Consider the following 21,855-nt stretch of genomic DNA (forward strand, 5'->3'; position numbering starts at 1 on the left):
AACGAGCGATAATCCGGCGCAGTTTCTCTTTCGTCTTCTGCAAAATAGGACGTTGATGACCGCGATGACCTTGTCTTTTCTTCGCAGCCGCGTTCTTGAACGCACGCCCGAGGTCCCTCAAGAGGCCGAAACGGAGGCAGTCTCGAGCATCCCGGGGCTTCCAGCTGAAACCGAAACACGGCGCCTCCATCCGTTCTCGCAGCCGAGCGATGTCAGTGCTCTCTACCGCGCGGCCGATGCCGCCGGCGGAGCAACCGCGATGGCCACAAACGACTGAGGCAGTCGGAGGGTCATCCGCAACGATCCTCCTTGCCTTCAATACCAGTCGGACATCAGGGGCGCTGTGTGCGCCCCTTTTTCATTTCCGTCGTCAAGGGAAAGCCACGGCGCAGGACTTGGTGTTCAGATTGGCCCCCGCGATCGCAAAGCCTGTCGCGAAAGCTTCGGGCCGAACCGTCCTGCACCGTTTCCGGCACCCTCGCCCTTACTCCGCGGCGGCGCGCTTCGGCTGAACTTCCGCCGTGTAGTCCTCGATCAGCTGGCGCGTGATCTCGCCCGGCGTGAAGCGCCAGTCGGCGATCTCTGCGACCGGCGTCACCTCGGCGGCCGTGCCGCAGATGAAGCATTCGGAGAAACCGGACAGTTCCTCCGGCATGATCGCTCGCTCGATCACCTCGATGCCGCGACGTTTGGCGAGTCCGATCACCGTTTGGCGGGTGATGCCATTGAGAAAGCAGTCCGGGTCCGGCGTGTGGATGGCACCGTCCTTCACGAAAAAGATGTTGGCGCCCGTCGCCTCGGCCACCCGGCCGCGCCAGTCGAGCATCATCGCATCGGCATAGCCCTTGGCTTCCGCCGCATGCTTGGAAATCGTGCAGATCATGTAGAGGCCGGCGGCCTTGGCGCGCGAGGGCGCCGTCATCGGATCGGGGCGGCGATATTCGGCAAGATCCAGGCGGATGCCCTTCATCCGCTGTTCGGGATCGAAATAGCTCGGCCAGAGCCAGGCGGCGATGGCGACGTTGATTGTGTTCTTCTGGGCTGAAACGCCCATCATCTCGGACCCACGCCATGCGATGGGCCGGATATAGGCATCGGTGAAGCCCTGGCGCTTCAGAAGCTCATTCGTCGCCGCATCCAGCTCGTCCGCACTGTAGGGAACCTTGAACCCGAGGATCCGGCCGGACTTGATCAGTCGCTCGGTGTGCTCGCGCAGCTTGAACACTTCGCCGCCATAGGCGCGCTCACCTTCGAAGACCGAGCTCGCATAGTGTAGACCATGGGTCAGAACGTGGATCTTGGCGTCCTTCCACGGCACGAACGTGCCGTTCATCCAGATTTCGCCTTCGAGCTGATCGAACGGAACACTGCTCATGGTCTGATGTCCTTCCGGCGCCGGATACAGGAGTGGGGCGCGAGTAAAAATCGAATGCGTCTCGGTTGAATTCAGTCTCGAAACCGCCCCTTTCAAGGGGGGCTCGGCCTGTCCGATGGCGGATGCGCGAGGCCCACCCTATTTCGGCTTATACCGACCGGGCGAACCACACTGGGCCCGTCATCATCGTCTCGACACCGTGCGGGCCCATGGTGACCACGCAGTTTTCAACATCTGCGCAGTTGTGTAACGTGGACCGAAAAATGCGTCAATAGTGCTGACCTATTTCATGAACAAATCTGTTGCAGATGGATCAAAGCTTGAGCAAGCGGAGCTGATCGTCTCCGAGCCGCTGGAAACGCTCGGCGAGGTGGATTTTCGTTTCATCGAGCTGATGTTCTTCGCCTATCGCCAGTTCACGGCGGATGCGGACGCGATCCTTGCCTCCTACGGCTTCGGCCGGGCCCACCACCGGATCCTGCACTTCGTCAACCGCTCTCCGGGGATCACCATCGCCGAACTGCTGGAACTCCTGAAGATCACCAAACAGTCCCTCTCGCGGGTGCTGCGCCAGCTGATCGACGAAGGTTTCGTCGCCCAGTTGCCGGGCGAGGAGGATCGCCGCCAGCGCCGGCTCTACCCGACGCCGAAGGGCCGGGACCTCACCCTCGAACTCTCGCGCCAGCAGTCGAAGCGCCTCGACGCGGCCATCGCGAAGATCGGACCGGACGGCGTTGGCGCCGTCGCCCATTTCCTTGCCCATCTCGGCGCAAGCGAGCCACCGGCCCGCAACTGGCTCGAGAGCCGCGTTTGGAACGAAGGACCCATCGAATGAGCGAAGCACCCACGGCAGAGCGCGACATCCTTGACGACAGCGCGCCCCATATCCTCATCGTGGACGACGATCGCCGCATCCGTTCGCTGCTCTCGCGATTTCTCTCCGAGAAGCGCTTCCGCGTCTCGACCGCCTCCGATGCGGCCGGAGCCCGCCGCATCCTCGAAGGGCTCGATTTCGACCTGATGATCGTCGATGTCATGATGCCCGGCGAAAACGGCCTCGACCTCGTGCGCTCCCTGCGCGAGACGCGGGACTGCCCGATCCTCATGCTCACGGCCCGTTCGGAAATCGATTCCCGCATCGAGGGCCTCGAGGCCGGGGTCGACGACTATCTCGCCAAACCCTTCGATCCGCGCGAGCTTCTGCTGCGGCTCAACAACATTCTGAAGCGCGGGGTCAGTCAGGCGCCGGTCGCGATCGAGACCGTCTGTTTCGGGCCCTTCGCCTTCAATCTGTCCCGGCGCGAACTCAAGCGCGGCGGCGAGATCGTGCGCCTGACGGACCGCGAACAGGACATCATGGCGCAATTTGCCGCCAAGCCCGGCGAGACCGTGCCCCGCCTCGATCTTCTCGGCGAGGAGAACGAGATCGGCGAGCGGACGATCGACGTGCAGATCAACCGGCTGCGGCGCAAGATCGAGGCCGATCCGGGCAATCCGCTCTGGCTGCAGACCGTGCGCGGCGTCGGCTATCGCCTGAACATCGACTGAGGGTTCGTCCCCATGACCTTCATCGAGCGCATGCGCAAAGGCCGAAGCGACACGACGAACGCCCTTTCCAAGGCATCGCGCTTCTCGCGGGACTGGTTGCGGCGCTGGCCCGATGTCTGGGGGTGGCGCTGGCTGCGCCGCGTGCCCATCCCCTCGCGCATCGACATCTGGCGCGGACCGCTGCGACCCATTCCACGCTTCTTCGCGCGCTACACGCCCAAGAGCCTCTATGCCCGCTCGCTGATCATCATCATCGCGCCGATGGTCATCCTGCAATGCGTCGTCACCGTCGTCTTCATGGAACGGCACTGGGCCATGGTGACCGAGCGCCTGTCCGAGTCCGTGGTGCGCGACATCGCGGCGATCGTCGAGATGGTGCAGACCATTCCGGGCGACGAGAGCGATGCGATCGCCATGCGGATCGCCCGGCAGGACCTCGATCTCAACGCCTCGATCATGCCGCTGGAACCGCTGCCGCCGCCGGCGCCCAAGCCCTTCTTCAACATTCTCGACAGCATTCTTTCCAACGAGATCCGCGACCAGATCGGTCGCCCGTTCTGGATCGATACAGTCGGCGATTCGAAGGTCGTCGAGATCCGCATCCAGCTGGACGACAAGATCCTGCGCATCTTCGCGCCGCGCAATTCGGCCTATGCGTCGAACACCCATATCTTCATCGTCTGGATGGTCATCACCTCCCTCGTCCTCCTGCTGATCGCGATCCTCTTCCTGCGCAATCAGATCCGGCCGATCCAGAACCTTGCTGCCGCCGCCGAAGGCTTCGGGCGCGGTCAGCCCCTGCCCCCCGATTTCAGGCCGCGCGGCGCGTCCGAAGTGCGCCGGGCCTCGATCGCCTTCATCCAGATGCGCGACCGGATCGAACGCCAGCTCGAACAGCGAACCCAGATGCTGAACGGCGTCAGCCACGATCTTCGCACCATCCTCACGCGCTTTCGCCTGCAGATCTCCTTCCTCGGCGAAGGCGAGGACGCCACCGAACTGAACGCCGATATCGACGAGATGCAGCGCATGCTGGAAGGCTATCTCGCCTTCGCCAAGGACGAGGCGAACGAGGATGTCGGCGCGGTGGATATCGAGGAGGTTCTGCAGCGGTTCCGCAGCGAAGCGCAGATGAAGAACAAGCGCCTGACGATCCGCATCATCGGCGATCCCCGGCTGACCGTGCGGCCGGACTCGTTCCAGCGCATGGTCACGAATGTCGTCGGCAACGCGCTTCGCTATGCCGACAAGGTGGCGGTCGAGGCCAATCACCAGGGCCGCTGGCTGACCCTCGAAGTGGAAGACGACGGGCCCGGCATTCCGGCCGACAAACGTGAGGAGGTGTTCAAGCCCTTCTTCCGGCTCGACGATGCGCGCAATATCGATGCCGGCGGAACGGGCCTCGGTCTCGCCATTGCCCGGGACATCGCACGCAGCCACGGCGGGAACATTCTTCTGTCCGAGAGTCGCTTGGGCGGACTGCGGGCGCTCATCCGTTTGCCGGCTTAATTTCACGAAGATTTGCCGGCTTATTATACAGTGAACGAGAGCGGATCAGAAACTTTGCCGGCTTGATAAGCCGACAAAGAAGACCTCTGGTCCCTTGCGAAAAGGGACCTTCAGAACGCGTGGCTCAGTAATCCACGACGCCGTCGAGAGCGTAATGTTTCACCGTCTTGCGGTTCTCGATCAGCGTATCGATCGACGGCTCGTTGTTCAAGGCGCGGGCGATGGCAAGCTTCGTCGCCTCGTAATTGGTCCGATAGAGATCGGCCTTGTCGAGGTTCTCGTCCTCGGCGCAGCGCGGATCGAGCCAGATCGTCACGATCATGCAGATGTCGTCGACGATGTCCTTCGGGATTACGCCCTCGATGACGCAGTCGACGATCGCATCGCCGGTGGCTGCCTGCACGACACCACCGAGAAGCTCCACATAGGCTTCCGTGTGGATCGTCGCCTTGGTGGTCATCATGGTCGCCGGACGAACCATCTGGTTAAGGTCGCGCACCACGAACATGCGGGTATGGCCGACGGTCTGGCCAAGCATGCCGGCAAAGGCGTGGCCGACGGGCCCCGAGAGTGAGCCGATGACGATTTCGGGCATGGCGTCGGTCGCCTGGCCTTCGGCCGCGAGAACAGTTGCCTCGCCAGTGCGCATGATGATGTCTGACATGCGGAAATTCCTTGAATGGGAGGGGGTTCGGCTCGCTCGCTTCCCGTTTGTCGAGCCGTCTTTCGAGCGGCTCTTTAGGGGTTTTGATCCGCCTCGGACAAGAGCGCCGCGAGTAAAATTCCTAGAGCCGATCCGGAGCCGTCATGCAGGCCCGAGATCAAGCGTTCCGCCGGGCTCCACAGCAACGAAGCTTTCACGGGGCATGCCCCGCTCGTCGAGCGCCTTCATCAAACGCTCGCGCGGCTCCTCCCGCGCTTCGTCCGTCAGCTGGAACGTGCCCCAATGAATCGCCAGCGCGCGTTTCGCTTCGAGAATCTCGAAGACGGAGACCGCCTCTTCCGGGTTCATATGCTGGGGCTTCATGAACCAGCGCGGCTCATAAGCGCCGATCGGGATCAGAGCGAGGTCTGGCACGCCGTGTTCTTCCCGGATCTGTCTGAAGATCGCGCCGTCGCCATAGCCGCTATCGCCAGCGAAATAGATGGTCGCGGCCTTCGTCTTCAGAACGAAGCCGCACCAGAGCGCCATGCGCCGGTCGCGAAGCCCGCGCGAGGACCAGTGATTGGCCCGCGTCAGCGCGACGGACTGACCTCGCGCGATGTCGATGACATCGCCCCAGTCCCCAGCGGTGACATCGATGCCGGGGACCGCCTCACGCAGGAAACGGTCATTGCCGAGGGCCGTGATGACGCGCGGGCGAAACCGGTCGTCGAGCCGTTTCAGGCTGGCGGTATCGCAGTGGTCGTAGTGATTGTGGGAGAGGAGGACGACATCGATCTTCGGCAGGTCTTCAAAGCGGATGCCCGGCGGGGTGACACGCTTCGGCCCGGCAAAGCTCACCGGGCTGACGCGCCTCGAAAACACCGGATCGGTGAGGATGTTGAGCCCATCCACCTGCAGGAGAACGCTGGCATGGCCGATCATCACGGCGCGGCATCCCGTAACCGTTTGTTCCGGACGGGCCGGATCGACGAGGACGCTGTCCGGCCATTTCGCGCGCGTTTCCTTAAAGCGCCAGCGCAGGACATCGCTCAGCGAGCGTTCCGTCGAGGGCTCGCCCGGATTGAAGAAGCACGTTCCGTCGAAATGATCGCTGATCGGGCCGGAATAATAGGGGTTTTTCAAACTGCGACCGTCCCACCTCTGCCCATCATGTCCCGGCTTGAGAGACCGGCCTAACCCGGCTTACGGGCATAGGCGAACATATAGGGGACGTAGTCGGCCTTGCCGAGGTCGACGCCCGCCTGGCGCATGATCGCGTAAGCCGTGACGATGTGAAAATAGAATTGCGGCAGGGCCCAGTCGCGCACATAGTCGGCGCCGGTCATATCGAAAGTGACACCGATTGGAAGCGCGATCTCGATCGCGCGGCTTTCCGCCCCGTTCCATCGCGCGGGATCGGCCTGGCCAAGCGTTTCCACGGTTTCCTCGATCAACGCCACGGCCTCTTCGATCGCCGTCACCTCGCGCACCGAGTCCGCCCCGCGCACCCCATCGCCGGTCAGGCGGTCCATGCATTCGAGGCTCTGAAGACAGGAAAACCGGATCTGTGTCGCCAGCGGAAACATGTCCGGCGCGAGGCGTCCGGCGAGAATGGTCGAGCTGTCCGTGCCGGTGTCCGCCGCCTTTGCGAGCTGGCCTATCAGCGCGCTCAGCATCTGGCGATGGGTCGGCACGGTCATCTGATGAAGCGGGTTCATGGGGGCATGTCTCCGAACAGCAAATGGTCTATCTCCCTCAATGTTAGAGAGATCAGCTGCGAACCACATCCCCCTCGCGCCGCTCCAGCACCTCCACCCGGTCGCCAACATCGAACCGCCCTTCCCCGCGCGGCACGGCGTTCCAGCCGAACAGGACGCCCGGCACATTCCGGTCGGCGGAAAACCGCGTCTCGCGCAGGATCTCGAGAGGCTGGCTTCCCGCCAGGACACCATCATGCTGGTCGACCGTCGTTACCTTGCAGCGGGCACAGGGTTTCACGAGATCCAGCGTGATGCTGCCGATACGGATCGTCCGCCACTCGTCCTCGCGCCACGGCCCGCTGTCGTCGATCACGAGATTGGGCCGAAATCGGCTCATCGGCACGGGCTCGTCTCCGTCATAGACAAGCCGCGAATTGAGGTCGCGCAGGGAATCCGTGGTCGTGATCAGAAGCGGATAACCATCGGCAAGCGAAACTGGACTTCCGGCAGGCGCGAAGTCCGCATCGGCTTCACGATCGAGCCGGTCCTGATAGACCAGCCGCAAATCCCTGCCGAACCAGCGCGAGATTGCGACATTCGTCTCTTCGCCTGCGAGCGCGACTTTGAGCCGATCCTGCCACAGCCGGGCTTCGATCCACTCGGTCCCGTCGGGAAACGGCACGAAGCGTTCTCCTTCGTCGTCAAAGGTCAGGATCACACCGTCCTCGGTGGGCTCGGCATCGAGACGCGCCAGCTGCGGCATCTCCCGCTGGGTCTGGAAGCGGCCATCGGCATCGACCAGCATCCAGCGGCGGTCGTTCCGAAGCCCCTCGCGGTTCAGCTCCGCCGCCGCCTGGCTGATCGCACGGCCACCCTTCACCGGATGGATATGAATTGCGCCAAGCTTCATGGAAAGATCGTCCTGTTGTCAAAGCGGTCGAAGGCAGTTGCCGTGCTTGAGCGGCGTCATCCTCCGAAACATTAAATTGCGAATGGGTTCAAGACGGTGATAAGTTCCGCACCGGATCATCCGGTCCTCGAGACCCTTCGTCCCTTCACGCAATTTCGGACGAACCGCCTGACATCAACTCGGAATTGCAGTGTGAGGAAGGTCTATCATGGCCAAGGGACAAGTGCGCGGCAACAAGGAAGTCCGCAAACCGAAAGCCGACAAGAAAGCGGTCAAACCCGAGGCGGCAACGGCCACGCCGTCCGCAAAATTCTCCAGAAGCCAGGACGACAAGAAGAAGTAGGCCCCTCGCCTCTCCCGCCAACCGGCGGAACGACGCTGATTTCAGGGTCAGTCGTACAGCTCGAAATTCTAGAAACGGGTGCCGCAACCCAATGCGGCACCCGTTACTGTTTGCGGGTTTCCCTAACCGGCCAGATCGGCGAGGAGGCCGGCCGCAACGGTCAGACGCGGCACCGAGGTCTCACCGCTTCCCGTCAGCGTCCGGATCTGATTGCCGATCCGCTTGGCATGATCGCCCTGATCCTCACCCCACGCCGTAACCGGATCAGCCGCGTCGCCATAACGCTTCAGCGCGGCCTCCGTGAGTTTGCGGCGGGCTTCGGCAATCTGGCTGCCGGAGCGATCGAGCGCGAGGATCTCGTAGTAATCGGCCGCTTCCAGTCCGAAGATCGCCGTTTCCAGACGGCCGATCTCGAAGCGGTCCGTCATGCCGAAATAGGTCGCCATCACCGTCTCGGCCTGCTGCGATGTTTCACGTGAAACAGACGCGATATCCGGCACGAGCGCGACCAGCGACAAGAGTGCGAGATCTTTCGCGAGGTCCTCCGGCACGCCGCTCTCTGCCCATTTCCTGGCCTTGGCCTCGGTCTCGGCGCGCGAGGCATCCGAGGCGAGATCGAGAAGCTTCGGCCGCAACTGCTCCAGCGCATTGCGGCACTCGACGACGACGCCGGTGAGCCCGTCCGCAAAACTCTCATTGCGCACGAACCAGCGGGTCGTCCGGCGCAGGAAGGCCGCGACCGCTTCGTAGAGATCGTTCTGAAGCTGACCGTCGATCTTCGTATCGAGCTCGTCGATCCGATCGTAGAGCGAGGCTGCGTTGAGCCCATCATGGGCCGCGACGAAGCCGCGAACGATATGCGAGGGCGAGGCACCCGTCGCCTCCCTCACCACCGTCAGGAAGGTCGGCCCGCAGCGATTGGCAAGTTCGTTCGACAGGATCGTGGCGACGATTTCGCGCTTCAGCCTATGGCTTTCGATATCGCGCGCATAATCGCGCCGCATGGGCCCGGGGAAGTAATCGTGCAGCCGATCCTCCAGATAGGGATCGTCCGGCAGATCGCTGTCCACCAGCTGATCGAACAGGGTCAGCTTGGAATAGGCGAGAAGCACCGCGATTTCCGGGCGCGTCAGCCCGTTGCCGGTCGCCTTCAGATCGGCGATCGCACCATCGGCGGGCAGCACCTCGACCACCCGGTCGAGATCGCCGGTTTCTTCGAGCGCCGCCATGAAACGCGATTGCAGCGGCAGGATCGTATCGCCCTTGCGCGCATCGAGAGAGATCGCCAGCGTCTGCTCGTAATTGTTGACGAGCACCAGCTTGGAGACGTTCTCCGTCATGGAGGCGAGAAGCTTGTTGCGCGCCTCGCGCTCGAGCCGGCCATCCTCCATCGCCGATTTGAGGGCGATCTTGATGTTCACCTCCACGTCGGAGGTGTTGACGCCGGCGGAGTTGTCGATGGCATCGGAATTGATCCGTCCGCCCCCCCGGGCAAACTCGATCCGCCCCCGCTGGGTCACGCCCAGATTGGCGCCCTCGCCCACGACCTTGGCCCGAACCTCCTTCGCGGTGACGCGAACCGCGTCATTCGCCCGGTCGCCCACATCCGTATTCGATTCCGATGTCGCGCGGATATAGGTGCCGATCCCGCCGAACCAGAGGAGATCGGCCTCGCTCTTCAGGATCGCGGAGATGATCTCCGGCGGGGTGCCGCTCTCCTTGTCGAAGCCGATCGCCTTGCGGGCCTCGGGCGACAACGTGATCCGCTTGTGCTTGCGCGAGAAGACGCCGCCGCCCTTCGAAATCTTCGCCTCATCGTAATCGGCCCAGGACGAGCGCGCCTTGTCGAACAGCCGCCTGCGTTCAGCGTAGCTCGTTTCGGGATCGGGGTCGGGATCGATGAAGATATCGCGATGGTCGAAGGCCGCGATCAGCTTGGTGTGGCGCGACAACAGCATGCCGTTGCCGAAGACGTCGCCCGACATGTCGCCGCAGCCGACCGCCGTGAAGGGTTCGGACTGGATGTTGTGGTTCATCTCGCGGAAATGTCGCTTCACCGCTTCCCAGGCACCGCGGGCCGTGATGCCCATGGCCTTGTGGTCGTAACCGACGGACCCGCCGGAGGCAAAGGCGTCGTCAAGCCAGAAGTCCATGGATTGGGCGATGGCATTCGCGGTGTCGGAGAAGGTCGCCGTGCCCTTGTCGGCGGCGACGACGAAATAGGGATCGTCCCCGTCGATCCGCTTCACCCGGTCCGGCACGATGATATCCGCGCCGGCGATATTGTCGGTGATCGAAAGCAGCGAGGCGATGAAGACGACATAGGCCGATTTGCCGGCATTGAACCAGGCCTCGCGGTCGGCCGCGGGGTCTGGCAGGCGCTTGGGGTAAAACCCGCCTTTCGCGCCGACCGGAACAATGACGGCGTTCTTCACCTGCTGCGCCTTCACGAGGCCCAGCACCTCGGTACGGTAATCCTGGGCGCGGTCGGACCAGCGAAGGCCCCCGCGCGCCACCTTGCCGAAGCGCAGATGAACGCCCTCGACGCGCGCATCGAAGACGAAGATCTCGCGGAACGGCACCGGTTGGGGCAGGCCTTCCACCGCCGAACTGTCGAACTTGAAGGCGAGCGCCGGCTCCACCGCGCCGGGCTTGTTGTCGAGTTCGGCGCAGGTGCCGTCGATGGCGAAATAATTGGTGCGCAGCGTCGCGAGAATGGCGCTCGCATAATGGCGCAGGATGCGATCCTCATCGATCGAATCCACATCGTCGAGGCGCTGCACGATGTCGGTGAAGAGATCGACCACGCCGCGATTGACCGCCCGTTCCATCAGCGCGGCGTCGACGCCCGGCAGGCCCTTCGCTTTCTCCTCGCTGTCGAAGTCACCGCCCTTGCCCGCCGGGACATCCGGATCGAGCGCCTTGTCGAAAAGCGCAAACAGCGATTTGGCGAACTCCCAGCGCCGGGTCAGCGCTGCGGCCATGAAGCCGGTGGAATAGGTCAGGCCACCCTGTCGCAGATAGCGGCCATAGGCGCGCAGCACGTTGGCCTGGCGATGATTGAGACCGGCTTCCAGCACCAGAGCATTGAACCCGTCATTCTCGATTTGCCGGGCCCAGACGGCCGAGAAGGTGTCTTCCAGCGCCTTGCCTTCGTCGTTCAGCTGGATCGTTCCGCCGGCCCTGCGCTGAAGATCCATGTCGTGAAGATGGACATGCTCGCCATCGGGGCGGCGAATGTCGAAGGTGCGTTCCGAGACGACCGAAAAGCCCATGTTCTCGAGGATCGGCACGCGCGTCGAAAGTGCCACCGCATCGCCCAGATGGTAGATCTTGAGGCGTAGCTTCGTCTCGGCATCGCCTGGGCGCCGGTAGAAATCGAGGGTGAGCGATGCCTCGGGCGAAAGCCTGGCCATCACTCCGACATCGGACACCGCTTCCTCGGGCGCAATGATATCGCGATAGCTTTCGGGAAGACCGGCCGAAAAATCGGCAAGTTCCCCATACAGTCCCCGATGGGCGAGTTCCGCCTGGAAAGTGTCGGCCCAGTTCCTCGCGAGCTGGCGGATCTCCTCCTCGATCGCCTCGACATCCACCTTCGGCAGCTGTTCGGACCGTCGGCCGATAATGACGTGGAGGCGGGCAAGCGGGCCTTCGGGGAAGGCCGGATAATAGGCCGAGACCCGACCTTCATAGGCATCGGCGAGACGCGAGCCGATCTGTTCGCGCAGCCGTGAATCGTAACGATCGCGCGGCACGTAGACCATGATCGAGACGAACCGGTCGAACCGGTCATGGCGCGGCATGATCTTGATGCGCGGGCGCTCGTTGAGGCCGACGGTGGTCGTCGCGAAATCCTCCAGCGTCTCGGGATCGATCTGGAAGATCTCGTCGCGCGGATAGGATTCCAGGACGTTGAGCAATGCCTTGCCGGAATGGGAATCGGCGCGGAAACCGGACCGGGCGATCACCGTTTCAGCCTTCAGCCGCAGATAGGGGATCGACAGGATCGAACGGGTATAGGCCGAGGAGGTGAAGAGGCCGACGAACCGGACCTCGCCGCGCAGCGCACCGTTGTCGTCGTATTGCTTGATCCCGACATAATCCATGTAGGCGCGGCGATGGATCTTGGTCTTGGCGTTCGCCTTCGTCACGATCATCGGCTGGGACGTTTCGAGGAAGGCCCGGATTTCCGGCGTCGTCGTCGTGGGCTTGCCCTGCCGCCCGAGGATCGAGACGGACGGATCGGACAGGATGCCGAGACTGTTGTCCTCGCGGCGCGAGAGAAGGTCGCCGTCATCCTCGTGGCTGACGCCGTAATCGCGGCATCCAAGAAAGATGAAATTATCGTCGCGCAGCCATTTCAGGAGTTCGGCCGATTCGAGCACCAGCGTCTTCTCGTCCTCGCTCACCCGCTCGGCTTGGCTGCGCAGATCGGCGATCACAGCATCGGCCCGTTCGCGCATCGCGCCGAAATCGCGGTTGGCAAGCCGCACATGGCCGAGAATTCGCTCCAGGCTTTCGCGCAATTGCCGGCTCCCTTCGGGATCGGCGAAGCGGTCGAGTGCGAACTGGATGATGCTGATGCGCTCGCTCCCAGTGCCGTCGAGATCGTGATGGGATGCGGTCGCGAAGCTGGAAATGGTCCCGTCGGCTTCACGTCTCACGTCGAGGATCGGGTGCGAGATGTAATGGATGGCCGAGGACCGCGAGGCGATTTCGCCGGCGATGGAGTCGAACAGGAACGGCATGTCCCGGGTGACTATGGTGACGATCTGCAGGGCATCGCCCTCGCGCGCAAAGCCCTCCGGCTCCTCCACGCGAACCACCGGGCCTTGACCGTCATGGGCCTGCAGGCAGTCGGCCGCGGTTCTGACGGCTATGGCAAGGGCCTTGATCTCGAAGGCCCTGAGGTCCTCCACGGGAGGTCTTGCAAAGAGAAGCGGTGCAAGTGTTACGGCGGCATCCCCTTCGGGAAACTGTTCGACCACCGATGCGAGAAGCTCCGCTTTCGTCGGTCCCACCGGTCTATCCATGACGCTCTCCCGCTTTCTTTTCTTGACCTTGCTTTGCAACTGCACCCGTTTCGCGTCAGCTTATCCCCTGTCTATGCGAAGGCACAATGAAGACCGAACGAGAGCGGTGCCGGCATAGATAGGCCGGGATCTGCGCGGCAGGACCGGTGTTCGGTCGGAATTTTTTTAAGGCAGGCTTTTGAACGACCGCGCCGCTTTTCATGGTGCCACACAAAGGATAGAGACTAGACGCCATGGGAAGACGCGAAGACGAAGACGAGGCCCGTGGGCGGGAAGCGAACCGGATCCTCAAGGGCGTTCGCGAGGAAACCGATCCACAGACGGGCACCCACGTCCAGAACTGGCTTCTGCGGCCGAAGGCATTCTTCGCCGCGTCCGACGCCGATCCCGACGACAGGATCGAGCGGCTCGGTCTTCGCATCGGCCGGATCGCGAGCATTGTCGGCTTCGTCGTCTTCGCCTTCATCCTCTACAACCAGTGGATCTCATGAGCCGGACGACTGCCCGCGGACAAGCCGCGCCCGAGGGCGAGAAGGCGACGATCCTTGCCATCTCCAGCCATGTCGTGCGCGGCGCGGTCGGCAATCGCGGCGTCGTCTTCGCGCTCGAAAGCCTCGGCCACCGGGTCTGGTCCGTGCCGACGATCGTCCTGCCCTGGCATCCGGGGCACGGCGCGGCAACGAAAATCATCCCCGAAGACGACGCGTTTCAGGCGCTTTGCGCCGATATCGCCGCTTCCCCCTTCGCAGCCGAGATCGGCGCGGTGGTGACGGGTTATTTCGCGACAGCTGCCCAGGTCCATGCAGCGGCCGACCTGATCATCGCGCTCCGCAAGGCGAACCCGAAGCTCACCTATTGTCTCGATCCCGTCGTCGGTGACGAGGGGCGGCTCTACCGTCCGCCGGAGGTGCTGGCGGCGATCTCGGAACGGCTTTTGCCCCTCGCCGACATCGCGACGCCCAACCGTTTCGAGCTGGAATTCCTCACCGAGCTGACGCTTTCCGAAAACGCCCATCTCGTGGAAGCGGCCCGCACATTAGGTCCGGCGATGGTGCTCGTGACGTCGGCCTTCGGGCTCCTTGCAGGCAGCATCGCCAACCTTCTCGTCACGGAAAAAAGCGTTGACCTTGCCGAACACCGGCTGATCGAAAACGGGCCGAATGGCGGCGGCGATCTGACGGCGGCCCTGTTCCTCGCCCGGCTGATGGAAGGCCGCAGTCCCGAGGCCGCCCTTCGCCTCGCGACGGCGTCGGTCTTCGAGATTCTTGCCCGCACGGCCAAGCGCGGGCTCAACGAATTGTCGCTCCAGACCGACGCGACCTCACTGCAAACGCCCTTCGCCATGGTCCAGATGCGCAAGCTTGCCAGCGCGAAAAAACGCTGAGCGGTCGACCGTTTCGCTAAAAGAGCAAGGCGTGGTCTTCGGCGCATGACACGATGCCCGCACGGGGATGCCGCCGTCGATGGACGTGCGGCATCACACGAAATCCGCTTGATCACTTCGCGACAACGGATCTGAAGAACCTGTCTGCGCCGCCTGGGGCTTCGATACCGTCCCCGGCTTATTCAGCCGCAATCGCATCGATCAGCGTTTCGTCATTCTCGGCCTTCGTGCCGCGTATCCAGTGCGATTCCTCGTTTCGTGTCGACGCCGAATTCTGCGTATTGTCGTGACCTTCTCCGGATCCTCGGGACGGAGCCCGAGCATGACGATCGAGAGGGTGAGCCGCCGCCCAATGACAGGCGTCACGGTCGAGTGGGCCAGATTAGGCAATGGATCGTGCACAATGGGCGTCCCATTAGGTCGCACCGTAAAAGCGAACGGTATTGAGCACGGCAGCTGAAAAAGAAGCCAATGAAAGCGCTTCAAAACGAGCATCCAAAGGACCGGGAAGGATGGTAAGGTGACGGTCCGCTTATGGATCTGGTTGGTGATAAGCCGCCATTCGCGATCCTGGCAATCTTTCCCGCAGACGATGGTCGATCGAGACTGGCAAGGCCTTCTACGAGTCTATTTTGGGAGAACTTCGCTCCCCATATCACTGCGATCGACGCTGGCAATTAGCGAGTCGATGAATACCCGTACCTTGGCCGATAGGCTGCGGTGGCTCGGATATACGGCGTAGATCACGAACTGGTCGCCTTGGGTGGCGGGCCATAGCCTCACCAGCCGACGGTCCGCGACGTGCGGCGAGGCGAGGAAGTCGGGCAGTTGGGCGATGCCAGCGCCGCCCAAAACCATCGGCAGCAGAGCGGACGAGTCCGAAATGGCAACCGCCGGCGGTAACTCGATCTGGCCGGGTGTCGGCGCATCGTCCTGGTAAACCGTGGTTCGATCACCGTAGCCTAGCAGCGTGTGGTCAGTCAGATCTTCGACGCGAACGGGCGTGCCGCGTGCCGCCAGATAGCCGGGACTGGCGCACAGCCAAGTTTGAGATGCCAGCAGGCGGCGGGCAATCAGGTCGCTGTCCGCCAGCGGGCCCACCCGGATCACCAGATCGGCTGGCTCGGCAGGCATGTCGATGAAACGGTTCTCGACCGCCAGCACGACACGCACCTGAGGGTACGTTGCCATGAACTCCGGTAACATGGGGGCGACCAGCGCGGTCGCCACCGTGAAGGGCAGGCTGACCCGAAGCGTCCCCGCCGGGACGCTTCCAAGCCCTTCGAGCGCGGCACCCGCCTCGTCGACATCGGCCAGGATGCGCAATGCGTGCGGACGGAACAACCTGCCAGCGTCCGTCAACCGCAAGTGCCTGGTCGATCGGTCGACCAGCAACGCGCCGACATCGCGTTCCAGCCGCGCAAGCGCGCGGCTCACCCCGGATTTCGGCAGGCCGAGCGCCCGCGCAGCGGCCGACACGCTCATCAGGTCGGTGATACGCGCGAAAGCACGAAGATCAGACAGTTCCATCATCGTTCCACTGGCTGCAACACCCTGTCGCGTTTCGCCTGTCTAATCGCAGGCAACTGCAACGACTATCCTTCTTTCGATTAAGAAACAGGAGGATCATGCCATGAATGGCGAGCAGAACCGGCCCGTCGTGGTCGTAGCGGGCGCCACGGGCGACCTCGGCGCCCGGATCGTCAGGTCGCTGGCAGCCAAGGGCGTACTGGTGAGAGCTTTGGTGCGCCGGCGGTCCGGCAAGCTCACCCCTGACATCGAACAGGTCACGGTGGAGTTTAGCGACAGCGTGGCTTTGACCCGCGCCGTCACCGGCGCCGCATCCATCGTATCGGCTCTGAACGGCACGGGGCCCGTCATTTTGGGCGCACAAGGCCGGCTGCTCGATGCCGCGGTGGCTGCGCGCGTGCCTCACTTCATCCCGTCCGACTTCTGCTTGGACTATCTGGCGACCCGCCCGGGCGACAACCGCAACATGGATCTGCGGCGCGAGTTCGCTTCCCGCCTCGACGCGGCGCCGATCAAAGCGACCTCGATCCTCAACGGACCGTTCGCGGAGCTGCTCCAAGGCCAGGCCCCGATCGTGCTGCACCGACTGCGCCGCGTCCTCTACTGGGGCGACGCCGGCCAGATGTTCGACTTCACCACCAAGGAAGACGTGGCGGCGTTCACCGCGGACGCGGCGCTGGACGTCGACGCGCCGCGCTTCCTGCGCATCTCCGGCGATCAGATCAGCCCGCGTGGGCTGGTCGAGCTGCTGAGCGGCTTGGAAGGGCGGCGATGGAAGCTGCTGAGGGCCGGTGGCATCGGCCGCTTGAGCGCGATCATCGCCGTGGCGCGCACGCTGACACCTGCGACCGACGCGCCGTTCCCGGCGTGGCAGGGGATGCAATATCTGCGCGACATGTCGACTGGACGCGCCAAGCTGCACGGCCTCGACAACGCCCGCTACGGCAAGTCCGACTGGACCAGCGCGGCAGCCGTCCTCACCCCCACGCTCTGACCAACCTCGACGACGCAAGAAAGAGAACGCTGCCATGACCGATGCCATCACCCCATTCCCGATCCAAGTCGCCGATGCTGAGCTTGCCGACCTGACCGACCGATTGGGCCGCACCCGCTGGCCCGACGCCGGCACCGTCACCGACGGCAGCCAGGGGCCGACCTTGCCGGCCATCCGTCGCCTGGTCGACCGCTGGCGGGGCGGCTACGACTGGCGGGCGGCCGAAGCCCTCATCAACGGCTGGGGTAGCAGCCGCACCGTTATCGACGGTATCGGCTTCCATTTCCTGCACATTCGCTCCACCGAGCCCGACGCGGTACCGCTCTTGCTCGCCCATGGCTGGCCAGGCTCAATCCTGGAGTTCCGCGATGTGATCGGGCCGCTGACCGATCCGGCAACTCACGGCGGCGATCCCCGCGGAGCCTTTCATCTGGTGATCCCATCGATGCCGGGGTTCGGCTTTTCCGACAAGCCGACGGAGCCCGGCTGGAACGTCGGCCGGGTGGCCGGCGCCTATGTCGAGCTGATGCAGCGGCTGGGCTATGGCGAGCGCTGGCTCGCTCAGGGCGGCGATTGGGGCGCGGCTGTGGTGACGGCGTTGGCGCACATGCGCGCGCCAGGTCTCGCCGGCATCCACCTCAACATGGTCATGTTCCAGCCAAGCGAAGCTGAGATCGCGGACGCAACCCCGGAGGAGCAGTCAATGCTCGCCGATATGAGGCGATATGAAAAGGAGCAGTCGGGCTACATGAAGCTCCAGAACACACGGCCGCAGTCGGTCGGGTTCGCGCTGGCGGACTCCCCGGTAGGGCTGGCAGCGTGGATATACGCACTGTTCCAGGACGTGACCGACAGCGGCGGCGAGCCCGAGCGAGTGATCGCCGTGGACCATATGCTTGATGACATCATGCTCTACTGGCTCCCCAACGCTGGCGCGAGCTCGGCACGGTTCTATTGGGACAACGCACAAGGACAGGGCGGCATGGTCACCGACCCGATCCCGCTGCCGGCCGGGGTCAGCATGTTTCCGGGCGAAGCCGTGCGGCTGTCGCGGCGTTGGGCGGAAAAGCGGTTCGTTGATCTGCGCCACTATCATCAGCCCTCCAATGGCGGTCACTTCGCCGCCTTGGAGAACCCGACCGAATTTGTGGCGGGTGTACGCGCGACGTTCGCGACGCTCGGATAGCCTCCGGTGGAGCGGCAGGATGGATTCTCGGTCCTCACTCGCTGCCTCTGTCATTCCCACAAACAAGCGCGATGCGGAAAAGTTGTATGCAGACCGGATACGCCACCTGGAACCGCCGTCATGTTCCCGAACCCTGGTCCAGAATGTCCTTTCCGAGTTGACACAAAGACAGCGCGGAGACGGGGATAAGGCTGGAGGTTGATTGACCGCTCTATGTCAGATTCCGGAGGCCTTGGAACGACCGCGATGGGTCGAAACCTGCCGATCTCCCGCCTTGCCGGATCGAACGTAGAATGGGTAATCCCGTTGCAAACGTGCCCGGATAGGTGGCCGTCAGTGTCCGACCTATAACGAACATTGAGACGCTCCATGAGCGGAAGGCGATGATCACGGACCCCCTCCAAGCAATAGACAACGCATTCGGATGGCAAGGTTTTCCCGATGCCATGTTTGACCATGCGCCTTTCGGCCTGCGGTTCGAACTCGGCGGCGATCTCCCCATGGGCCCTCTCCGGTTCATGCAGGCCCTCGATCGGGCAAGATCGGTCGCTCGCGCCCTGTTTTCGGGTTCCGAAACACTCATCGCTGTCGTTTCGATCAACGGTGAGGACTGTCTTACAAAACGGCAGTCGACGTCCATCCAGCAGTTGAAGCGGATCGGCTTTCCGCATCGGTTTGAACTGGCATCCAAGGTCGCGCAAAACGATCAGGACCATATCGCTGAGTTTGGCCGAGACATGGTCCGTCACTGCCATGTCGCGGAGTTCGCCAATGACGAGGCGTCGGTTTTCGCTCTCCTATGGGCGAGCGTAGGCAGAGAAATGGACGTCCAGCCAAAGGCGCGTTGGCTCGACACGATACACCTCGCCGACATCAAGAAGAAACTCGCTCTTACAGCCTATGATGACAGAGGAATGGACGTGGTTGGACCTGACGCACGCGAGCTGTCCTCACTCTACCGGACGTTCAATCCGTGGCTCCTGGACCACGACCGCGCCGTGATGGACACGAAATTCTCCCTCTGATCGACGTCATCAATCGCTGACACTGGCTTTGCGCGCCGGAGAAGTGCGAAGCCTGACCTGGATCGCCCGCAGGCACGTCGGTGCGTTGGCAGTCTCGATCGCCCCGTCTCCCCAGGACCTGACGAACGGAAAATGGTCCGGACCGCGCGATTTTCGTGATTTTTTAAATGGAGACCTCTCCGCCGAAGTTCTATAAGACGCCCATGAGCGATCATCTGCCCCACCATCTCATCGCCGGTTACCGGACTTTCATGGAAAAGCGTCTGCCCGGCGAACGGGAGCGCTTTCGTCAGCTGGCCGAAGCCGGCCAGAAGCCGACGACCATGGTGATTGCATGCTGCGATTCCCGCACGGCGCCCGAAACGCTGTTCCAGTCGTCCCATGGCGAGATCTTCGTCGTGCGGAACGTCGCCAATCTCGTGCCCCCTTATGAGCCGGACGGGGAATATCACTCCACCTCGGCCGCCCTCGAATTCGCCGTGCACGCGCTGAAGGTCGAGCACATCGTCATTCTCGGCCATAGCGGTTGCGGCGGCATCCATGCCGCGCTCTCGCCGAATGCCGATCCCCTGTCGCCGGGCGACTTCATCGGCAAATGGATGAGCCTTCTCAATCCGGTCGCAAGCAGCATGAAGGACAACGGGCACATGACCTCGCGCGAGCGTCACGCTGCCCTCGAACGCATCGCGATCCGCTATTCGATCGGCAATCTCAGGACATTCCCGATGATCCAGGAGCTGGAGGCCCAGAAAAAGCTCACGCTGCATGGCGCCTGGGTGGATATCGCCAATGGCGATTTGTGGACGATGGACCCCAAGACCGGCGATTTCGACAGAATGGGGCTTCTGGCCGAATAAACCCCCGAAAAGCTGCAGTTTTTCCTAAATTCAGCCGCGTTTTCATTCTTAGACGCCCTTCTCGTTCACAGGTGAGGGATACTCTGCGGGGCAAGCCTTGCCTCTCGAACCGACGATGCGGGCCGCTGACGCCGCGGATCGTTCACCCGCGATGAGCGATATGCGGATTCGGGACACACCACGCAATTCGGCGATCGCGGCGCGAGATGCGGGATAAACTGTTGTAAATGCGTGTCAGCGTTGCAGTTTGGCACAATTTGCGCCGCGGTGCGCTTGCATGACGGAAAAACCATCCGTCTAGTAAGGTTTGAGCGCGTCACCGGGGATCGACCCCACTGAGCAAACCTGCCGCGTCAGCGAATGATAGGGGAAGCATTCGACGATGAAACAATCTTTCTTGAAAGCGGGCGCGGCTCTGGCCGTCATGCTGACGGCGGCCGGGTGTTCGCCAACGGTCCCGACCTTCAACAGCAACAATAGCGGACCGGCGCCCTTGATGGCCGCGCCGACCCCGCAGGTCTCGCAAAACCAGCTGCCGCCACCACCGCCGCCACCGCCGCCGCCTCAGGGCCAGGACATGGCGGGCGACATGAACAATCAGAACGCGAATGGCGACAACACCGAGGTCGCGGCGCTCGACCCCAATGCCGGTTCGAGCACGCCCGCATCCTCGTCGTCTTCCGGCGGCGGCGCGGCGCTGTCGCGCAACAAGGTTCTCGGCGCCTACAAGGTGACGACGGCGGGTGGCAACTGCCAGATCATCCTGTCGCTGACCAAGTGGAGCGGCGGTTACCGCGCCGCATCGCGCGGCTGCCCCGGCACCGTCGCCGATGTCTCGGCCTGGGACGTTTCGGGCAGCAACGTGGTCCTCAGAAATTCCAGCGGATCGCAGGTCGCGAGCCTCTCCTCTTCGGGTGAGTCCCGCTATGACGGCCAGACCCAGGGCGGACAGGCGATCAGCCTCTACCGCTGATCTGGAGCCGATCCCAAGACATCAAGAAACCCCGGTCCCTCGCGGCCGGGGTTTTTGTTTGCGCAAGGTTTTTGATCTTTGTTTACAGCGCCGTTCGATCGGCTCAGCCGAGTTCCCGGCGCGCCGTCTCAAGACCCCAGTCGAGACGCTCCTTCGCGGCCTCTTCGCTGTCCGCCTCGATATAACAACGCAGTTCCGGCGCATTGCCCGAGGCGCGAAAATGAACGACCTCGCCATTTTCGAGGATCGTCCTCACCCCGTCCGTATCGTCGACCGACGCGATCTCGCCGACCGGCTTGAACAGACGCGCCGCGTAATCGCGGTCCCCGGCAAGACGGGCGAGGAAGGGCGCACTTTTGTCGGCCGGAACCTCCTTCAGACGGTCGGCCGCGGTGAAGCCGGCCTTCATCTCCCGCACCACGGCGGACAGGGGCTTGCCGGCGCCGGCAGATTCCGCAAGGGCGCAGATGATCGGCAGCACCGCATCGCGGGTCGGAAGAGCGGCAAGACCCCGCCCGTCCCGTTCGACGGACGAGCCCAGGAGAACACCGCCATTGGCCTCGAAGCCGATGATGGCGATCTCGCCCCTTTGCGCTGCCTCGGCCATGCCCGCGATCACGAAGGGAGAGCCGACTCTGGTGCGCACCACCGCGCCGGCAAAGTCCGACGATTCGATCGCCGAAGACGAGGTCACCGGCGTCACGATGGTCGAAAGACCGAGATGCTTTGCGCTGATCATGCCGAGGATATCGCCGCGCAGGATCGCTCCGGTCTCGTCGGCAACCAGCGGGCGGTCGGCATCGCCATCGGTGGAGACGATGGCATCGAAGCCGTATTCC

Annotated in this window: 19 protein-coding genes; 11 read left to right on the forward strand and 8 right to left on the reverse strand. The window is 63.1% G+C overall.

The genetic code is table 11. The features are described 5' to 3' along the window. Window positions 1-484: 484 nt before the first annotated feature. Window positions 485-1,375 carry a branched-chain amino acid aminotransferase gene (locus ABDX79_RS17300; RefSeq protein WP_346221560.1) on the reverse strand — a complete coding sequence of 297 codons (891 nt, stop codon included), beginning with the start codon at window positions 1,373-1,375 and terminating at the stop codon, window positions 485-487. 289 nt (window positions 1,376-1,664) lie between these two features. Between ABDX79_RS17300 and ABDX79_RS17305 the strand changes: the two genes are divergently transcribed. The 3 genes from ABDX79_RS17305 to ABDX79_RS17315 are packed head-to-tail and all read left to right on the forward strand — an operon-like array spanning window position 1,665 to window position 4,432. Further along, window positions 1,665-2,210, forward strand: a complete 546-nt coding sequence (locus ABDX79_RS17305) for a MarR family winged helix-turn-helix transcriptional regulator (RefSeq protein WP_346221561.1) — start codon at window positions 1,665-1,667, stop codon at window positions 2,208-2,210. Continuing rightward, window positions 2,207-2,923: a response regulator gene (locus tag ABDX79_RS17310; protein WP_346221562.1), complete on the forward strand. Its 717-nt coding sequence runs from the start codon at window positions 2,207-2,209 to the stop codon at window positions 2,921-2,923. Before ABDX79_RS17305 ends, ABDX79_RS17310 begins: the two co-directional genes overlap by 4 nt. A 12-nt stretch (window positions 2,924-2,935) precedes the next feature. Continuing rightward, on the forward strand, window positions 2,936-4,432 hold the full coding sequence (locus ABDX79_RS17315) for an ATP-binding protein (protein WP_346221563.1): 1,497 nt from the start codon (window positions 2,936-2,938) through the stop codon (window positions 4,430-4,432). Window positions 4,433-4,556: 124 nt separating this feature from the next. Here the strand turns inward: ABDX79_RS17315 and fae are convergent, their stop codons facing one another. From fae to ABDX79_RS17335, 4 genes are all read right to left on the reverse strand, one after another. Next, a complete protein-coding gene (gene fae, locus ABDX79_RS17320; protein ID WP_346221564.1) occupies window positions 4,557-5,096 on the reverse strand; it encodes a formaldehyde-activating enzyme in 540 nt (179 codons plus the stop codon). A 141-nt stretch (window positions 5,097-5,237) separates the two neighbouring features. After that, entirely contained in the window at window positions 5,238-6,221 is a 984-nt protein-coding gene (locus ABDX79_RS17325; protein ID WP_346221565.1) for an MBL fold metallo-hydrolase, read from the reverse strand. 50 nt (window positions 6,222-6,271) lie between these two features. Continuing rightward, the gene (locus tag ABDX79_RS17330) at window positions 6,272-6,796 is read right to left on the reverse strand and encodes a DUF1993 domain-containing protein (RefSeq protein WP_346221566.1); all 525 of its coding nucleotides are present in this window, start codon (window positions 6,794-6,796) and stop codon (window positions 6,272-6,274) included. Window positions 6,797-6,848: 52 nt separating this feature from the next. Continuing rightward, complete coding sequence (locus ABDX79_RS17335) at window positions 6,849-7,688, reverse strand: MOSC domain-containing protein (RefSeq protein ID WP_346221567.1); 840 nt, start codon at window positions 7,686-7,688, stop codon at window positions 6,849-6,851. Between the two features lie 208 nt (window positions 7,689-7,896). On the opposite strand from ABDX79_RS17335, the gene ABDX79_RS17340 reads away from it, so the two are divergent. Then, the gene (locus tag ABDX79_RS17340; RefSeq protein WP_346221568.1) at window positions 7,897-8,031 is read left to right on the forward strand and encodes a hypothetical protein; all 135 of its coding nucleotides are present in this window, start codon (window positions 7,897-7,899) and stop codon (window positions 8,029-8,031) included. Window positions 8,032-8,153: 122 nt separating this feature from the next. On the opposite strand, the gene ABDX79_RS17345 is transcribed toward ABDX79_RS17340, so the two are convergent. Then, complete coding sequence (locus ABDX79_RS17345; protein ID WP_346221569.1) at window positions 8,154-13,067, reverse strand: NAD-glutamate dehydrogenase; 4,914 nt, start codon at window positions 13,065-13,067, stop codon at window positions 8,154-8,156. A 233-nt stretch (window positions 13,068-13,300) separates the two neighbouring features. Between ABDX79_RS17345 and ABDX79_RS17350 the strand changes: the two genes are divergently transcribed. Next, window positions 13,301-13,558, forward strand: coding sequence for a hypothetical protein (locus ABDX79_RS17350; protein WP_346221570.1), 258 nt, complete (start codon window positions 13,301-13,303; stop codon window positions 13,556-13,558). Next, window positions 13,555-14,451: a pyridoxal kinase gene (gene pdxY / locus ABDX79_RS17355; protein ID WP_346221571.1), complete on the forward strand. Its 897-nt coding sequence runs from the start codon at window positions 13,555-13,557 to the stop codon at window positions 14,449-14,451. Before ABDX79_RS17350 ends, pdxY begins: the two co-directional genes overlap by 4 nt. A gap of 627 nt (window positions 14,452-15,078) precedes the next feature. Here pdxY and ABDX79_RS17360 read toward each other — a convergent pair. Further along, window positions 15,079-15,984: a LysR family transcriptional regulator gene (locus ABDX79_RS17360; protein ID WP_346221572.1), complete on the reverse strand. Its 906-nt coding sequence runs from the start codon at window positions 15,982-15,984 to the stop codon at window positions 15,079-15,081. A gap of 100 nt (window positions 15,985-16,084) precedes the next feature. Between ABDX79_RS17360 and ABDX79_RS17365 the strand changes: the two genes are divergently transcribed. The 5 genes from ABDX79_RS17365 to ABDX79_RS17385 all read left to right on the forward strand — a co-directional run bounded on the left by ABDX79_RS17365 (window position 16,085) and on the right by ABDX79_RS17385 (window position 21,016). Next, window positions 16,085-16,975, forward strand: a complete 891-nt coding sequence (locus ABDX79_RS17365) for an NmrA family NAD(P)-binding protein (RefSeq protein ID WP_346221573.1) — start codon at window positions 16,085-16,087, stop codon at window positions 16,973-16,975. Between the two features lie 34 nt (window positions 16,976-17,009). Further along, the gene (locus ABDX79_RS17370) at window positions 17,010-18,161 is read left to right on the forward strand and encodes an epoxide hydrolase family protein (RefSeq protein WP_346221574.1); all 1,152 of its coding nucleotides are present in this window, start codon (window positions 17,010-17,012) and stop codon (window positions 18,159-18,161) included. Between the two features lie 383 nt (window positions 18,162-18,544). Next, on the forward strand, window positions 18,545-19,186 hold the full coding sequence (locus tag ABDX79_RS17375; RefSeq protein WP_463671193.1) for a DUF3885 domain-containing protein: 642 nt from the start codon (window positions 18,545-18,547) through the stop codon (window positions 19,184-19,186). 203 nt (window positions 19,187-19,389) lie between these two features. After that, window positions 19,390-20,043 (forward strand): carbonic anhydrase, encoded by a 654-nt coding sequence (locus ABDX79_RS17380; RefSeq protein ID WP_346221576.1) that lies wholly within the window; start codon window positions 19,390-19,392, stop codon window positions 20,041-20,043. 382 nt (window positions 20,044-20,425) lie between these two features. Continuing rightward, the gene (locus ABDX79_RS17385) at window positions 20,426-21,016 is read left to right on the forward strand and encodes a protease inhibitor Inh/omp19 family protein (protein WP_346221577.1); all 591 of its coding nucleotides are present in this window, start codon (window positions 20,426-20,428) and stop codon (window positions 21,014-21,016) included. A gap of 103 nt (window positions 21,017-21,119) precedes the next feature. Here the strand turns inward: ABDX79_RS17385 and ABDX79_RS17390 are convergent. Then, window positions 21,120-21,855, reverse strand: a 736-nt coding sequence (locus tag ABDX79_RS17390) for a phosphohexomutase domain-containing protein (RefSeq protein ID WP_463671194.1), incomplete at its 5' end; no start/stop codon positions are given.

This window comes from Fulvimarina fulva (assembly GCF_039652615.1).
Lineage (GTDB): Bacteria > Pseudomonadota > Alphaproteobacteria > Rhizobiales > Rhizobiaceae > Fulvimarina.

Excerpts from the sequence above, each read along its gene's own strand:
- ABDX79_RS17300 (WP_346221560.1), bottom strand. The coding sequence starts at position 1,375 with ATGAGCAGTGTTCCGTTCGATCAGCTCGAAGGCGAAATCTGGATGAAC.
- ABDX79_RS17305 (WP_346221561.1), top strand. The coding sequence starts at position 1,665 with ATGAACAAATCTGTTGCAGATGGATCAAAGCTTGAGCAAGCGGAGCTG.
- ABDX79_RS17310 (WP_346221562.1), top strand. The coding sequence starts at position 2,207 with ATGAGCGAAGCACCCACGGCAGAGCGCGACATCCTTGACGACAGCGCG.
- ABDX79_RS17315 (WP_346221563.1), top strand. The coding sequence starts at position 2,936 with ATGACCTTCATCGAGCGCATGCGCAAAGGCCGAAGCGACACGACGAAC.
- fae (WP_346221564.1), bottom strand. The coding sequence starts at position 5,096 with ATGTCAGACATCATCATGCGCACTGGCGAGGCAACTGTTCTCGCGGCC.
- ABDX79_RS17330 (WP_346221566.1), bottom strand. The coding sequence starts at position 6,796 with ATGAACCCGCTTCATCAGATGACCGTGCCGACCCATCGCCAGATGCTG.
- ABDX79_RS17335 (WP_346221567.1), bottom strand. The coding sequence starts at position 7,688 with ATGAAGCTTGGCGCAATTCATATCCATCCGGTGAAGGGTGGCCGTGCG.
- ABDX79_RS17340 (WP_346221568.1), top strand. The coding sequence starts at position 7,897 with ATGGCCAAGGGACAAGTGCGCGGCAACAAGGAAGTCCGCAAACCGAAA.
- ABDX79_RS17345 (WP_346221569.1), bottom strand. The coding sequence starts at position 13,067 with ATGGATAGACCGGTGGGACCGACGAAAGCGGAGCTTCTCGCATCGGTG.
- ABDX79_RS17350 (WP_346221570.1), top strand. The coding sequence starts at position 13,301 with ATGGGAAGACGCGAAGACGAAGACGAGGCCCGTGGGCGGGAAGCGAAC.
- pdxY (WP_346221571.1), top strand. The coding sequence starts at position 13,555 with ATGAGCCGGACGACTGCCCGCGGACAAGCCGCGCCCGAGGGCGAGAAG.
- ABDX79_RS17360 (WP_346221572.1), bottom strand. The coding sequence starts at position 15,984 with ATGATGGAACTGTCTGATCTTCGTGCTTTCGCGCGTATCACCGACCTG.
- ABDX79_RS17365 (WP_346221573.1), top strand. The coding sequence starts at position 16,085 with ATGAATGGCGAGCAGAACCGGCCCGTCGTGGTCGTAGCGGGCGCCACG.
- ABDX79_RS17370 (WP_346221574.1), top strand. The coding sequence starts at position 17,010 with ATGACCGATGCCATCACCCCATTCCCGATCCAAGTCGCCGATGCTGAG.
- ABDX79_RS17375 (WP_463671193.1), top strand. The coding sequence starts at position 18,545 with ATGATCACGGACCCCCTCCAAGCAATAGACAACGCATTCGGATGGCAA.
- ABDX79_RS17380 (WP_346221576.1), top strand. The coding sequence starts at position 19,390 with ATGAGCGATCATCTGCCCCACCATCTCATCGCCGGTTACCGGACTTTC.
- ABDX79_RS17385 (WP_346221577.1), top strand. The coding sequence starts at position 20,426 with ATGAAACAATCTTTCTTGAAAGCGGGCGCGGCTCTGGCCGTCATGCTG.